This is a genomic window from Streptomyces coryli (assembly GCF_011044975.1).
GTDB lineage: Bacteria > Actinomycetota > Actinomycetes > Streptomycetales > Streptomycetaceae > Streptomyces > Streptomyces coryli.
The window spans coordinates 17,815-31,743 of the sequence record NZ_JAAKZV010000034.1; the positions used below are offsets into that span (position 1 = coordinate 17,815).

The window sequence follows — 13,929 nt, forward strand, 5'->3', positions numbered from 1 at the left end:
ATATGGCGTCAGCTCACGCCGATATCAAGCCCGTTCGTCGTTTCAGTGCTCAGAAGACGTCCGACGGCGTGTACTGGCCCCACACCTCGCGCAGCGCGTTCGACACCTCGCCCACCGTCGCTCGCGCGCGCAGCGCTTCCTTCATCGGGTACAGCACGTTGTCCGTGCCCGACGCCGCCTTCTTCAGTTCCGCCAGGGCGTGGTCCACCACGCCCTGGTCGCGCTCCGCCCGCAGCTTCGCCAGGCGTTCCACCTGCTGGGCCTCGATGGCCGGGTCGACACGGAGCGGTTCGTACGGGTCTTCCTCGTCCAGCTGGAAGCGGTTGACGCCGACCACGACCCGCTCGCCCGCGTCCGTCTCCTGGGCGATCGCGTACGCGCTGCGCTCGATCTCGTTCTTCTGGAAGCCCTGCTCGATCGCGGCGACCGCGCCGCCCCGCTCCTCGACCCGCGCCATCAGGTCCAGAGCCGCCTGCTCGACGTCGTCCGTCATCGACTCGATCACGTACGAGCCCGCGAAGGGGTCGACCGTCGCCGTCACGTCCGACTCGTAGGCGATGACCTGCTGGGTGCGCAGCGCCAGCCGGGCGGCCTTGTCCGTCGGGAGGGCGATGGCCTCGTCGAAGGAGTTCGTGTGCAGGGACTGGGTGCCGCCGAGCACCGCCGCCAGGCCCTGGACCGCGACCCGGACCAGGTTCACCTCGGGCTGCTGGGCGGTCAGCTGGACGCCCGCGGTCTGGGTGTGGAAGCGGAGCATCAGCGACTTGGGGTTCTTGGCGCCGAACTCGTCGCGCATCACCTTCGCCCAGATCCTGCGCGCCGCGCGGAACTTGGCGACCTCCTCCAGGATCGTCGTACGGGAGACGAAGAAGAAGGAGAGGCGGGGGGCGAAGTCGTCGACGTCCATGCCCGCGGCCACCGCCGTGCGGACGTACTCGATGCCGTCGGCCAGGGTGAAGGCGATCTCCTGCGCGGGCGTCGCGCCGGCCTCGGCCATGTGATAGCCGGAGATCGAGATCGTGTTCCACTTGGGGATCTCGGCCTTGCAGTACTTGAAGATGTCCGCGATCAGACGGAGCGAGGGCTTCGGCGGGAAGATGTACGTGCCCCGCGCGATGTACTCCTTCAGCACGTCGTTCTGGATGGTGCCGGTGAGCTTGTCGGCCGGCACCCCCTGCTCCTCCGCGACCAGTTGGTAGAGGAGCAGCAGGATCGACGCGGGGGCGTTGATCGTCATCGACGTCGAGACCTTGTCGAGCGGGATGCCGCCGAAGAGCACCCGCATGTCGTCGATCGAGTCGATCGCGACGCCGACCTTGCCGACCTCGCCGTGCGCGAGCGGGGCGTCGCTGTCGTGGCCCATCTGCGTGGGCAGGTCGAAGGCGACCGAGAGGCCCATCGTGCCGTTGGCGATCAGCTGCTGGTAGCGCTGGTTCGACTCCGTGGCGGTGCCGAAGCCCGCGTACTGGCGCATCGTCCACGGGCGCCCGGTGTACATCGTCGGGTACACGCCGCGGGTGAACGGATACTCGCCGGGAACCCCCAGCTTGCTCTCGGCGTCCCAGTCGCCAAGGGCGTCCGGGCCGTACACCGGCTCGATCGGCAGACCGGACTCCGACTGTCGTGCCATGGCTCCAGGGCCTCCGCTTCGTCATCGCGTCGTTGCGTCATCGGCAGCGCTTGCAGGCAGGCTCGCACCCGACACGGACTGTAGCGGCACGGAGTGCCATGGGAGGAGGTCAGCACGCTGGGACCTTCCTCACAGCTGGTTGCGAGGTTAGGTTCGACGCCCGGCAGGGGAGGGAAACCTGCTGACAGGAACAAGGTAAGAAAACGGGGGAACAGTGATACACCGGATATCGCGGGCTGCGCGTGGTGCCGCCGGGCTTGCTGCGGCGGCCGTGCTGTTGGGAGGCGCGGCCGCCGGGTGCACGGGCACGGCAGGGGCGTCGCAGGAGCCGAGCGGCAAGCAGTCGTCATCAGTGGCTCCGGAGAAGCCGGAGAGCAAGAAGCCGTCGCCATCCAAGAGCAAGGGCAAGGCCAGCGAGAAGCCCTCGGAGTCCACCAAGCCCAAGCCCAAGCCGAAGGTGCTGATGAGCACCGGATCCAAGAGCAAGCAGGTGCGCGAGCTGCAGGCCAGGCTCCGCGCCATCGGCCACTTCGACCGCTCCCCCACCGGCTATTACGGCACCATGACCGCGTCCGCCGTCAGCTCCTTCCAGGGCAAGCGCGGCCTCGACCGGACGGGGCGTACGGACACGGTCACCTGGGCCCGGCTGACCGCCATGACCAAGCAGCCGGACCGCGACGCGCTCTACCCGCCTACCACCAACAAGCTCGACAAGCCGGACCCGCGCTGCCTCAAGGGCCGGGTGCTGTGCATCAGCAAGACCAGCGACACCCTGCGGTGGATGGTCGACGGCAAGGTGGTCACGGCGATGGACGTCCGCTTCGGCTCGCAGTACACGCCGACCCGCGAGGGGACCTTCAGCGTCTTCCAGAAGAGCCGTCACTGGACGTCGACGATCTACCACACGCCGATGCCGTACGCGATGTTCTTCAGCGGCGGGCAGGCGGTCCACTACTCGTCCGACTTCGCCGCCCGGGGGTACGCGGGGGCGTCGCACGGCTGCGTGAACGTCCGCGACGAGGGCAAGCTCGCGTCGGTGTTTTCGCAGGTCAAGTTGGGTGACCAGGTGGTCGTGTACCGGTGAGGTGACGGGCCGCGCGACGGGGGTGTGACGTTTTTGAAGGGCGTGACGCTGTAAGAAATGTGCCGACTGGTCATCGGCAATAGCGGAGCCAGGTTCCCCCCGTACCTGAGGCTCCGCGCTTGAAGGCGCGGGCGGAGTGCGTTCCCCCAACTCCGCCCGCGCCGCTTCACTTCCTCGCCGGTTCCCCGGCTTCCCGCGGCGTCAGCTGCTCCCCCAGGCGCTTCAGCCCGCGGTACGCGGCCGTGCGCACCGCCCCCGCGCTCTTGCCCAGGATCGCCGCCGCCGTGGCCGCGTCCAGGCCCGCGACGGCGCGCAGCAGCACCGCCTCCGCCTCCACCGGCGGCAGTTCGGCGATCAGCTCGATGGCGGTGCGGGTGCCGAGGGACTCCAGCGCCAGCTCCGCCGTATCGGCGCGGTCGGGCAGGTCGAGCAGCAGCTCCGGGTCGCCGTACGTCTCCAGCGGCCGGCGCTTGCGGCTGCGCAGCGCGTCCAGCGCGCGGCGGCGGGCGACGGTGACGGCCCAGCCGCGGAAGCCGTCGCCGTCCCCGCTGAAGACGTGCAGATCGCGGGCGATCACCAGCCAGGCCTCGGAGGCGACGTCCTCGGCGTCCTCGCCGACCATGCCGCGCAAGTAGCCGAGCAGGACCGGGTTCAGCTCCCGGTAGAGGACGTCGAAGGCGCCGTCGTCGCCGCACTGTGCGCGCCGCACGGCAGCGGCCAGCCGGTCATCCAGGTGAGCGTCCACAACCGCGGGTTCCCTATCGCCGAAAGCGGCACTGCACGCCGTGCCCGCGTGGCGCGCGAAATGCGCGCGGATTACCGCTTGGACGTGGGGGAGGGTGAAGCGCCGCGACAATGCGCGGTGTTGAGTGGAAGGGCGGTTACGCGCCCGAGCCCGACTCCGGCGATTCCTGGGATGTCGGCGAGGTCGACGCGGTGGGGGCGTAGCCGGAATCCGTGGGGCCGCCGGTGGAGGGTTCTGAGCTCTCTTCCGAACCCGAGGGCGGGGTCGTTACGGGCGGGCCCGACGGGTTCGTACCGCCGGTCGACCCGACCCGCTTCTCGCAGAATTCCGTGATCGCCTTTTCGCTGCCCGCGGCCTTCTTCAGGTCGCGCATCGCCCGGCGGTCCGGCTCGTCGCCCTGGCCCGCCTGGGCGTTCAGATAGGCGTGGCACAACTTGTCGAGCGCCTCGGACTGGGACGGGTCGGAGCCGTTTCCGGGACCGCCGCCGGGGCCGCCCTGGCCCGGGTCCGTAGCGCCGCCGCTCGTGCTTCCCTGCGTGGGGGCAGGGGATGAGCCGTCGTGGGAGGGCGGCGCGGAATCCTTGTCGGAGTCCTCGCCCTGCGGGGCGGCGCCGTCAGCCCGGCCGGAAGCGCCGCCGGAGGGCTGCTCGGAGCTCTGCCCGGAGCCGGAGGAGTCGGAGTGTTCGCCGGTCGGGGTGGAGCTGGCCGTCGGCGAAGGGGTGAAGGGCGAGGTCAGCGAGGCCACGCCGCCCGTGGCCACCGCGACGCCGCCCGCCGTGCACAGCGTCAGCGCCACCGCCGCGAGTGCCCGCACGGGGCGCGGCCGGAAACGCGAGGCGCCGCTCTCCGCGTGCCGGGAGCGGCCGCCGGTGCGGGAGACGGTCGCCGTCCCCGAGCGGGAGGCGCGGAACGCGGCGAGCGCCGCCTCCTCGCCGGGCAGCGAGCCGTCGCCGCCGGTGCGCTGTTCGCCGGCCCGCGACGCCGTCTGCAGGAAGGCCGCGAGGCGCTCGGCCTCGGCGCGGCCGCGGGGCGAGTCGGGGGCGTTCCAGTGGCCGGGCACGACGGGGCCACCGCGGAGCAGTTGCTCCGCGGCTTCCTCGTCGAGCCAGCCGAAACGATCGTCGTCGGCGGGCTCGGCGCCATGGTTCGGGTAGTCCGCCATCACATTCCCTTAAGCGTCCGAGCCGCGTTTTCTGTCACACCGCCGGAAACGCCGTCCGGCATTTCGCGGGAAACACCGCGGCCTGGGCCCGCTTCTTCGGCCTCTGCCGCGGACAGCGTTTCGGCCAGCTGCTTCAGGCCCCGATGGGCGGCGGTACGGACCGCGCCGGGGCGCTTGCCCAGCAGCTCAGCGGTCCTTTTCACGTCCAGGCCCATCACCACCCGCAGCACCACCACCTCGGCCTGTTCGCGGGGCAGCTGGGAGATGAATTCGAGGGTGCGGCGGGTGTCCTGCGCGGTCATCGCCTCGGAGGCGGTGTCCGAGGCGGCGGCCCACTCCGTGAGTTCGGTCTCATCGCCGCCGGGGGCGGGGCGGCGGGCGCGCATCCGGACATGATCGACGGCGCGATTGCGGGCGATGCGCGCGCTCCAGCCGCGGAACCGGTCGGCGTCGCCGCGGAAGCTGCCGAGGTCGCGGGTTATCTGCAGCCAGGTCTCGGAGGCTATGTCCTCGGCGTCGGCGTCGCCGACGAGAGTACGGACGTAGCCGAGCAGCCGGGGATGCACGGCGCGGTAGACGGCGCGGAACGCCGTCTCGTCCCCGTCCTGCGCTGCGTGCACCGCGGCGGTCAGCGCTGCGTCATCTGTGTGCACTGCGGTCAGCTTCCGTACCCCCAGGCCCGGCCCCCTGTCCGAAGCCGGTGCTGCGTGTAATGCACCGCACCGGTCGGGTGCGGCGTAGGCACGCTACGGGCATCGCAGGTGCCACGTCCAGGGGCCCTCTTCGAGGCCCCTGCTTTGCTCGCGCCGGGACCCGCTGTGAAGGTCTGGTGACAAATCCGGGGCCGCCGACGCTGAGAAGGATACGGGCCCGGTTCTGCCAGGCCCGGGCGATACGACGGCCGGAGTTGCTCCTGTGGGGGGTAGCGGCTCCGGCCGTCCTTTGCGTTTTTACGGACACCGACGGGCCGGAGGCTACGTGAGAACGACGAGCTGGATAGCGATGGGCGCGCTTGTGCTGGGCAGCGGCATGGGTGTGCTGGGTCTGACGGCCGCGGCGGCCGCTCCGCCCGGGAGCGGGATACGCGCGGCGGCGGACCGTACCGACGACTTCAACGGGGACGGGCGGGCCGATCTCGTCGCCGGGACGGCGACCGCGGCGGCGAACGGGCTCGCCAACGCCGGCACGGTGACCGTGGTGCCGGGCGCCGCGGGCGGCCCTGCGGCCGGGGCCCGTAAGACACTCACCCAGGACAGCCCCGGGGTGCCGGGAGCATCCGAGGCCAACGACCTCTTCGGCGCCGCCACCGCGTGGGGCGATGTGAACGGCGACGGCACCGCCGACCTGATCGTCGGGGCGCCCGGCGAGAACAGTGTGGTCACCGACCGCGGCGGCGTGACCGTACTCACCGGCCCCGGGCTCTCCTCCGGGACCTGGCACACCATCGGCGACAGCCACCAGGGCACCGGCGCCCGCTTCGGCTCCGCGGTGGCCGCCGGGGACTTCAACGGCGACGGCCGCGACGACGTCTTCGCGGCGGGCGAGGGCCGCGAGGCCAACGGCCTCTGGTGGGTCCGCGACAGCGCTTCCGGCGACGAGCAGGCCGGCGACGTGGCGGCGGGCGAGATCCGGTACGCGGACGCCGCGGCCGGGGACTTCAACCGGGACGGCTACGACGACGTGGTGCTGAACTACCGCGACGAATCGACGGACGCGGCGAAGCTGGCGCTCTTCAAGGGCACGGCGGCCGGGCTCGACGGCACCTACGCGGTGTCGGCGCAGGGCGGCCGCTCGGTGGCGTCCGGCGATGTGAACGGGGACTCGTACGCGGATCTCGTCGTCGGCCAGCCGTACACCGCCGAGTCCGGCGCGCACAGCGGCGGCCAGGTGACCGCGGTCTACGGCTCGGCGAACGGCCTCGGCAGCTCCCGTACGACGCTCAACCAGGAGTCGTCCGGGGTGCCGGGCACCGCGGAGGCGGGCGACGCGCTCGGCGCCTCGCTCGGCATCGGCGACGTCAATGCGGACGGGCGGGACGACATCCTGGCCGGCTCGCCCGGCGAGGACCTCACCCGCGACACCGCCGACTACGCGGACGCGGGCACGGCCTTGCTGCTGCGCGGCAGCACGTCCGGGCTCACCGGCTCCGGCGGCCTCTCCGTGCACCAGGACGCGGAGGGCGTGTCAGGCGCGGCGGAGGCCGGCGACCAGCTCGGCTCCGGCGCGACGCTGGCCGACTTCGCCGCGGACGGGCGCGCGGACCTCGCGGTCGGCGTCGGCGGCGAGGACGCGGGCAACGGCACGGTGCTGCAGCTCGACGCGACCACGGCGGGCGTCTCGCTGCCGGGGGCGGTCTATTACGGCGTGAGCCAGCTGGGCACGCCGGCCGGGGCGCGGCTCGGGGATGTGCTGGCGCCGTAGTTCTCGGGCCGGTTTCTTCGGCCGCGCCATTTTCTGACCGAGTTCGTACAACCCTGACCGCTCCTCGCTGGTCTGGATCTCTGCGCGACCCCCCGCCCCTGCGCGCGATTCCCTCAGCGAGGAGCATGTGTGAGCAGGACCAGGCGCAGGAGACCGGCGTCCCGAAGACTGGTGTGGCTCGCCTTGGCGGCAGCCCTGGCGAGCGGCGCCGGCGTCACGGCGTACGCGGCGGGCGACGCGGACGACGCCGGTGCCCCGCGGGCGGAGCGGCCCGCGGACACCCAGAGCGTCGCGCTCAGCGACGCGGGCACCGTGGCCAAGCGGGACACCGCGCCGTTCAGCTCGGTCAGCCTCACCTGGCAGCGCTCGGACGCCGCACTCCCCGGCACCGCCCAGATCCGCACCCGGGACGCCGGCAGCGGCGAGTGGTCCGGGTGGCGCTCGCTGGGCGAGGAAGCGGAAGCCGGGGCCGAGGGCCGCGAGGCGGCCGAGGCCGGGCTGCGCGGCAGCACCGACCTCACCTGGACCGGCGCGTCCGACGGCGTCGAGGCCCGGTTCGTACGCGACGACGGCAGCACCGCGGATGCGCTGCCTGCGGGCATGACCCTTGAGCTCATCGACCCGGGCACCAAGGCCTCTACGGAGGCGGCCGGCGCGGCGGACTGCAACCCGCCCACCTCGCCGCTCGACCCGGCGCCCGGCTCCCCCGTGGCGGCGCCGCCGGTCATCGACCGGGCCGCCTGGGGCGCCAATCAGAACCTCGAGTGCCCGCCGTCGTACGGCACCACGGTCGACGCGGTCGTCGTGCACCACACCGCGACCACCAACAGCTACACCTGTGCCGGCGCCCCTGCGCAGCTGCGCGCCGTCCAGCAGGCGCACCTGAACCAGGGCTGGAACGACATCGGCTACAACTTCCTGGTCGACAAGTGCGGCCGGATCTACGAGGGCCGCGGCGGCGGCATCACCCAGCCGGTGGTCGGCGCCCACGACGTCGGCTTCAACACCGGGACGGTCGGCATCGCGTACCTCGGCGACACGACGACGGCGAAGCCGTCGCGGGCGGTGCAGGACGCGATCGCGCGGATCGCTGCCTGGAAGCTCGGGCAGTTCGGGCACGACCCGGAGTCGTCGGCGACGCTGGTCTCGGGCGCCGACCACGTCGACTCGCTGTACCAGAAGGGCCAGTCGGTCACGCTGCCGCGGATCTTCCGGCACCTGGACACCTTCAAGACGGCGTGCCCCGGCACCAACCTCAAGGGCAAGGTCGGCCTGATCCGCTCGCTGGCCGGCGCCCCGGGCGCGGGCCACGCTCTGGCCACCAGCGACTACAACCGCGACGGCCGCGGCGACCTGCTCGCGGGCGTCCCGCGGGACGGCACCGGCGCGGTGGCAGTGGTGCCGGGCGGCGCGGACGGGCCGGTGGCGGGATCCCGTAAGAAGCTGACGCAGGCTTCGTCCGGTGTCCCCGGCGCCTCTGAGGCGGGCGACGCCTGGGGCACGGCACCGACGTGGGGGGACGTCAACGGCGACGGCCGCGCCGACCTGATCGTCGGCGCGCCGGGCGAGGACGACGGAACGCGCACGGACACGGGCGCCGTCACCCTGCTCTACGGGCCCGACTTCAACTCCGGCGCCGGCTTCACCCAGATCCCCGAGGAGATGCTCGCCGGCGGCCGGTGGGGCACGGCCTTGACGGCCGGCGACTACAACGGCGACGGCTACGACGACTTCTTCTCCCTGGCCGCCGGCTCCGGCATGGCTGCCACCGTCATCGGCGGCCCCGATGTCGGCAACGGCATCCAAGGTCGGAGCCTGATCGACGGCGCCGTCGATCACGCGGACGCCACCAGCGGCGATTTCAACCGCGATGGCTACGCCGACGTGGCGGTCAACTACCGCGATACGAACGGCAAGGGCCGGGTCATCTGGCTGAAGGGCACTGCTCACGGCCTCGACCACGTAGGCACGCTGACCACCCCGGGCGGCCGCTCGGTGGCGGCGGGCGACATCAACGGCGACGGCTACGCGGACCTGGCCATCGGCCAGCCGTACACGGCCGAATCCGGCGCCTACGCGGGCGGCCAGGTCACCGCGGTCTACGGCTCGGCCGCGGGCCTCGGCACCTCCCGTACCGTCCTCCACCAGGCCAGCGCGAGCGTCCCCGGCACCGCCGAGTCCGGCGACGCCATGGGCGCCTCGGTCGCGGTCGGCGACGTGAACCTCGACGGCTACGCGGACGTCCTCACGGGCACCCCCGGCGAGGACATCACCCGCTCCGGCAACCGCTCCAACGCGGGCGCCTCGATCCTCCTCCGTGGCGCCTCCGGCGGCCTGACCGGCTCCGGCTCGCAGGCGTTCAGCCAGGACACCTCGGGCGTCCCCGGCTCCACGGAAACGGACGACCGCGTCGGCTCGGCGGCGACCCTGACGGACTTCTCCGGCTGGGCCCGCACCGACCTGGCCATCGGCGCCGAGGGCGAGAACGCGTACGACGGCACCATCCTCCAACTCGACAGCGGCAGCAGCGGCGTGTCCCCGGCGGGCGTCTACTACGGCCGCACGGAGCTGGGCACGGCGGCCGGGACCCGGGTGGGGGCGATGCTGGCCCCGTAGAACGACGGCAGAACAACGGCAGAACGCAGGCGCCCCGGCACTCACCGTGCCGGGGCGCCTGTGGTCTCATGGGGCGCCTGTTACCAAGCCAACCGGGGGACCTCATGCGCAAATCGGCCATCGCCGCCATCGCCGTCACCGCCGCCGTGCTCGCCGCTGCCGGATGCGAAGGCGATGCGGTTACGGATACCGGCAAGGGCGGCGCGGAGGACAAGCCCGCCGCGAAGAAGGTCCCCGCGTCCGAGGCGGTGCTCGACAAGGGGCAGGTGAAGGCGGCGCTGCTGTCGAAGGCGGACGGGCTGAAGGGCTTCGAGTACCGGCCGATCGACAAGATGCTGCTCAAGGACGAGTCGACGCCGCGGACCGAGCCCGCCGGGTGCCGTGCGCTGGAGGCCAGTTCGCTGTACAGCCTGCGCAAGGAGCCGCGCCCCGTGGCCTTCGCCGGCGTCAACGTGAGCGTCGAGAAGCAGGTCAACAGCGTGCGGATCGAGTCGTACCGCGGGGACGGCGCACGGCAGATGATGACCGGCCTGAAGAAGGCGGTCGCCGAGTGCGCCGGCGGTTACGGCGTCGGCCCCAAGGTGAAGATCAAGCAGGTGAAGACGCTGCCCGCCCCGCAGGCCGGCGAGGAGGCGATCGCCTTCAACCTCTCGGGCTCCGTCGAGTCATTCCGCATCGACCTGTCCAAGACCGTGGTCCGCATCGGCCACGCCGTCGTCATCTACAACCACCCCGCCGGCAGCCAGGGCAAGTCCCCGTCACCGGGCCTGGTGGAGGCCCAGAACAAGAAACTCGAGAAGGCCCTCGCGAGCACCACCGAGTGACGCCTACGGCCGCACCCGCTCCGCCAGCTCCTTGAAGTCCGCCCACGAGGCGGACGGCTTCCGCGGGTCCCACACCTTCTGGGACATCGCCGCCAGTGGCATCTGGATGCCCTTCGCCACCTGCGTCGTCGTCTGCGTGTCCGCGAGGTCGCACCACACCGCGAAGCGTGCGCCGAGGATCTGGTCCGAGTACCGCGCCGGGACCGGCTTGCTGCCGCGGAGCACCGCCGGGGTCCACTCCTCATAGATGCGCTTCCCCGTCGGGTACGTGAAGTCGTTGGGCTCGCCGAGGACGTAGTAGAGGTATTCGTCGTTGAGGTTGACCACCTTGCGGCCCTCCTCCAGGTACGGGAGCGGCTCGCGGGCGTTGATCTCCTTGCCGGTCCAGTACTCGACCTCGCGGTCCTTCGGCGTGGCCACCTGGCCGCCCTCGGTGAAGCCGTCGTTCCAGGCCTTGAGCTTCTTGCCGTCCTTCTTCAGCAGGTCGGCCCGGTCGTTCAGCCACCCGGCCGTGAGGTCCGCGACCTTCGCCTTCGGCCCGTATTCGGCCTTCGCCTTCGCCGCCAGCGCCGGGTAGGTCGCCTCCGGGTCGGTCGCCATCAGCGCGCGGTATTCGTCGCCGCCGAGATGCCAGTACGGGCCGGGGAACAGCGGCTCGAACTCCGTCAGCAGCTCGTCCACCAGCTTCGCCGACCGCGGATTCGCGATGTCGATCGCGCCGCGCACCGGCACCCCGCTCACGTTCTTCAGCTGCAGATCGGGATGCGCGTCCAGCACCGCCCCGAGATGCCCCGGCGAGTCGATCTCCGGCACCACGGTGATGTGCAGCGACGCCGCCGTCTTCACCAGATGCCGCACCTCGTCCTTGGTGAGGTGCTCCTTCGACACGATCTCCGGGTGCTTGTCGCTCTCCACCCGGAACGCCTGGTCGTCGGAGAAGTGCAGCCCGAGCTGGTTGAGCTTGAGGTCGGCCATCTCGTGCAGCCGCGCCTCGATCCAGTCGGCGGTGAAGTGCTTGCGCGCGATGTCGAGGTTCAGGCCGCGCTGGGCGCGGTCCGGGGCGTCGTCGATGGTGCCCGGCGGCAGCGCGCCGCCGCGCAGCGCCTGGAGCAGGGTGCGGGTGCCGTAGAAGACGCCGGCGTCGTCGGGCGCGGTGATGGTGACGCGGCCGTCCTTGTTCGTGATCCGGTACGCCTCCGGGCCGCCGCCCTGGTCGGGCCGCAGCCTCAGCTCGACGTCGCCGGTACGCGCTGGGCCATCGGAGCGATGCACCTTCAGCTCGCCGGCCAGCCGCCGGGACTCGTCCGCGAGCGATCCGGCGCCCGGGGCCACCACCCTGGTACCGGGGCCGGGGCGCCAGGCGGGCCCGCCGCCGGCGTCGAAGTTACGGACCGCGGGGACGGTCCGCGGCGCCCGCACCGGCTTCGTCGCCGGCGGCGTCGAGACGCCGGCCCCCGGCGCGCCGCTGTCCGCCCCGTCCTGCGCTTCGCCGGTGCCGGTCGCGTCCGGGGCGGTGGGCACGGCCTTGGCCGGGGACTTCCGCCCCGGATCGCCCGCCTCCACCGCGTAGGCCACGGCGGCGACGGTGAGGAAGAGCGCGACGGCAAGCCAGGTCACGTACGGCCGGTGGTCGCGCAGCAGGGCAGCGCCGGGCAGGGCTCGGCCGAGCCTCGTCTGCCGCCAGTTCCTCGAATGCCGCATACGGTCCACACCTCCGGGGGCGAGGGTAGGGCCCCGGGAGCCTGAGCGCCCGTCCACCCCGCGCCCTTAAACCTCCACATCCGGGTGAAGTTCTTCGGCTCCGCGGCCGGAAGGTTCGATTCCGGCACTACGGTGGCGCACCGCTGCCCGTCTCGTAACCCCTTTGTGAAACCCGTCTCGCCCAGCCCTCGCAGGACGCCTTAAGGAGCCGACCCTGGACGGCCTCGCCACCCTCAACACGGCCACCCCCGCAGCCGCGGAGGCCGCGCTCGCCGCCTGCTGTGCCAGCCACCGCTGGGCGCGGCGGATCATCGAGCACCGCCCGTACCCCGACGTGTCCGCGCTGCTCGCCGCCGCCGATGAGGCGAGCTACGACCTGACGCCCGGGGATCTGGCGGAGGCGCTGATCAGCGAGCCGGCGCCGCTGCCCGCGGCGGCGGCGGTGCGCCCGTCGTCGCGGACGGCGCTGCGCGCGGCCCACGCCGCGTACGAGAGCCGCTTCGGCCACGCCTTCGTGCTGTGCCTGGACGGCTTCGCGGCGGACGAGCGTCTCGACCAGGTGCTGGCGGGCATCCGCACGCGCCTGGCGAACGAGCCGGAAGAGGAGCGGGCGGTGGCGAAGGAGGAGCTGCGGCGACTGGCGCGGGCGCGGTTACGGCGCTTGGTGACGACGGATTCGGACCGCTTGATCCCCTCAAGCTGAGACATTCCGTAGGCCAGACGTGCCTGATCAATCACACTCGGCACCCCCTGACGGGTTAGCCGACACCCCGTCGATACGATGGCCCGTGGCCGGTGGACCGTACCCGGCCGGGCTGACGACCGACACCCTCATCGCCGGCAAAGCCCCTGTCCCGTTACCGGAGGAAATCCGTGCCGGCTGGAACGCTGTATCGCGGCCGCGAAGGCATGTGGTCCTGGGTGGCGCATCGCGTCACCGGCGTCCTCATCTTCTTCTTCTTGTTCGTCCACGTCCTCGACACCGCCCTCGTCCGCGTCTCCCCCGAGGCGTACGACGATGTCGTGGCGACCTACAAGACGCCCATCGTGGCCCTGCTTGAGTACGGCCTCGTAGCCGCCGTCCTCTTCCACGCGCTCAACGGCCTGCGCGTCATCGCCGTCGACTTCTGGTCGAAGGGTCCGCGCCTGCAGAAGCAGATGCTGTGGACCGTCGTCGGCATCTGGGTCGTGCTGATGGCCGGGGCGCTGTACCCCGTCCTCGGGCACGCTTTCCGCGAGCTGTTCGGGAGCTGAGCTGAGCCATGACCACCTCTGACATCAAGCTGACGGGTTCCTCCTCGGAGATCTCCCCGGAGAACCCGGCCCCGGTCATCGAGGCCCCCCGGGCCCGTACCGCGAAGACCCCGAAGGCCACCCGCGGCAACTTCGAGATGTACGGCTGGCTCTTCATGCGCCTGTCCGGCATCGTCCTGGTCGTCCTGGTCATCGGCCACCTGCTGATCCAGCTGGTCCTGGACGGCGGCGTCTCGAAGGTGTCCTTCGCCTTCGTCGCCGGCCGCTGGGCCTCCCCGTTCTGGCAGGCCTGGGACCTGATCATGCTGTGGCTGGCGATGCTGCACGGCGCCAACGGCCTGCGCACGGTCATCAACGACTACGCCGAGCGGGACAACACCCGCTTCTGGCTGAAGATGCTGCTCTACGCGGCCACGATCTTCACCGTTCTCCTGGGCACGCTGGTGATCTTCACCTTCGACCCGAACATTCGCTGACCCGGGACCGAGGTTC

At 71.8% G+C, this 13,929-nt stretch carries 12 protein-coding genes; 7 read left to right on the forward strand and 5 right to left on the reverse strand.

Annotated features, from left to right (window positions below):
* Nucleotides 1-49: 49 nt before the first annotated feature.
* The gene (locus G5C51_RS10955) at nucleotides 50-1,630 is read right to left on the reverse strand and encodes an acyl-CoA mutase large subunit family protein (protein ID WP_165235702.1); all 1,581 of its coding nucleotides are present in this window, start codon (nucleotides 1,628-1,630) and stop codon (nucleotides 50-52) included.
* A gap of 226 nt (nucleotides 1,631-1,856) precedes the next feature.
* Between G5C51_RS10955 and G5C51_RS10960 the strand changes: the two genes are divergently transcribed.
* Nucleotides 1,857-2,714: a L,D-transpeptidase family protein gene (locus tag G5C51_RS10960; protein ID WP_420824798.1), complete on the forward strand. Its 858-nt coding sequence runs from the start codon at nucleotides 1,857-1,859 to the stop codon at nucleotides 2,712-2,714.
* A gap of 166 nt (nucleotides 2,715-2,880) precedes the next feature.
* Here G5C51_RS10960 and G5C51_RS10965 read toward each other — a convergent pair whose 3' ends face one another.
* The 3 genes from G5C51_RS10965 to G5C51_RS10975 form a co-directional block, all read right to left on the reverse strand.
* Complete coding sequence (locus G5C51_RS10965; protein WP_165235705.1) at nucleotides 2,881-3,459, reverse strand: sigma-70 family RNA polymerase sigma factor; 579 nt, start codon at nucleotides 3,457-3,459, stop codon at nucleotides 2,881-2,883.
* Nucleotides 3,460-3,595: 136 nt separating this feature from the next.
* Nucleotides 3,596-4,621, reverse strand: coding sequence for a hypothetical protein (locus tag G5C51_RS10970; RefSeq protein ID WP_165235708.1), 1,026 nt, complete (start codon nucleotides 4,619-4,621; stop codon nucleotides 3,596-3,598).
* Complete coding sequence (locus G5C51_RS10975; protein WP_338118094.1) at nucleotides 4,621-5,274, reverse strand: RNA polymerase sigma factor; 654 nt, start codon at nucleotides 5,272-5,274, stop codon at nucleotides 4,621-4,623. Before G5C51_RS10975 ends, G5C51_RS10970 begins: the two co-directional genes overlap by 1 nt.
* 325 nt (nucleotides 5,275-5,599) lie before the next feature.
* Between G5C51_RS10975 and G5C51_RS10980 the strand changes: the two genes are divergently transcribed.
* From G5C51_RS10980 to G5C51_RS10990, 3 genes are all read left to right on the forward strand, one after another.
* Nucleotides 5,600-7,042, forward strand: coding sequence for an FG-GAP-like repeat-containing protein (locus G5C51_RS10980; RefSeq protein ID WP_165235711.1), 1,443 nt, complete (start codon nucleotides 5,600-5,602; stop codon nucleotides 7,040-7,042).
* A 129-nt stretch (nucleotides 7,043-7,171) separates the two neighbouring features.
* The gene (locus G5C51_RS10985) at nucleotides 7,172-9,658 is read left to right on the forward strand and encodes an FG-GAP-like repeat-containing protein (protein WP_338118095.1); all 2,487 of its coding nucleotides are present in this window, start codon (nucleotides 7,172-7,174) and stop codon (nucleotides 9,656-9,658) included.
* Nucleotides 9,659-9,762: 104 nt separating this feature from the next.
* Nucleotides 9,763-10,482, forward strand: a complete 720-nt coding sequence (locus tag G5C51_RS10990; protein ID WP_165235714.1) for a hypothetical protein — start codon at nucleotides 9,763-9,765, stop codon at nucleotides 10,480-10,482.
* A gap of 3 nt (nucleotides 10,483-10,485) precedes the next feature.
* Here G5C51_RS10990 and G5C51_RS10995 read toward each other — a convergent pair whose 3' ends face one another.
* Entirely contained in the window at nucleotides 10,486-12,183 is a 1,698-nt protein-coding gene (locus G5C51_RS10995) for a beta-N-acetylhexosaminidase (RefSeq protein WP_165235716.1), read from the reverse strand.
* A 214-nt stretch (nucleotides 12,184-12,397) separates the two neighbouring features.
* Between G5C51_RS10995 and G5C51_RS11000 the strand changes: the two genes are divergently transcribed.
* From G5C51_RS11000 to G5C51_RS11010, 3 genes are all read left to right on the forward strand, one after another.
* Complete coding sequence (locus tag G5C51_RS11000; RefSeq protein WP_165235780.1) at nucleotides 12,398-12,886, forward strand: 2-oxo-4-hydroxy-4-carboxy-5-ureidoimidazoline decarboxylase; 489 nt, start codon at nucleotides 12,398-12,400, stop codon at nucleotides 12,884-12,886.
* Between the two features lie 146 nt (nucleotides 12,887-13,032).
* Complete coding sequence (gene sdhC, locus G5C51_RS11005) at nucleotides 13,033-13,437, forward strand: succinate dehydrogenase, cytochrome b556 subunit (RefSeq protein ID WP_165235783.1); 405 nt, start codon at nucleotides 13,033-13,035, stop codon at nucleotides 13,435-13,437.
* Nucleotides 13,438-13,445: 8 nt separating this feature from the next.
* Nucleotides 13,446-13,913, forward strand: a complete 468-nt coding sequence (locus tag G5C51_RS11010) for a succinate dehydrogenase hydrophobic membrane anchor subunit (RefSeq protein ID WP_165235718.1) — start codon at nucleotides 13,446-13,448, stop codon at nucleotides 13,911-13,913.
* Nucleotides 13,914-13,929: the final 16 nt, after the last annotated feature.

What these genes read in the sequence shown, in the direction of transcription:
- G5C51_RS10995 (WP_165235716.1), bottom strand. Translation starts at nt 12,183, where the DNA reads ATGCGGCATTCGAGGAACTGGCGGCAGACGAGGCTCGGCCGAGCCCTG.
- G5C51_RS10970 (WP_165235708.1), bottom strand. Translation starts at nt 4,621, where the DNA reads ATGGCGGACTACCCGAACCATGGCGCCGAGCCCGCCGACGACGATCGT.
- G5C51_RS11010 (WP_165235718.1), top strand. Translation starts at nt 13,446, where the DNA reads ATGACCACCTCTGACATCAAGCTGACGGGTTCCTCCTCGGAGATCTCC.
- G5C51_RS10990 (WP_165235714.1), top strand. Translation starts at nt 9,763, where the DNA reads ATGCGCAAATCGGCCATCGCCGCCATCGCCGTCACCGCCGCCGTGCTC.
- G5C51_RS10955 (WP_165235702.1), bottom strand. Translation starts at nt 1,630, where the DNA reads ATGGCACGACAGTCGGAGTCCGGTCTGCCGATCGAGCCGGTGTACGGC.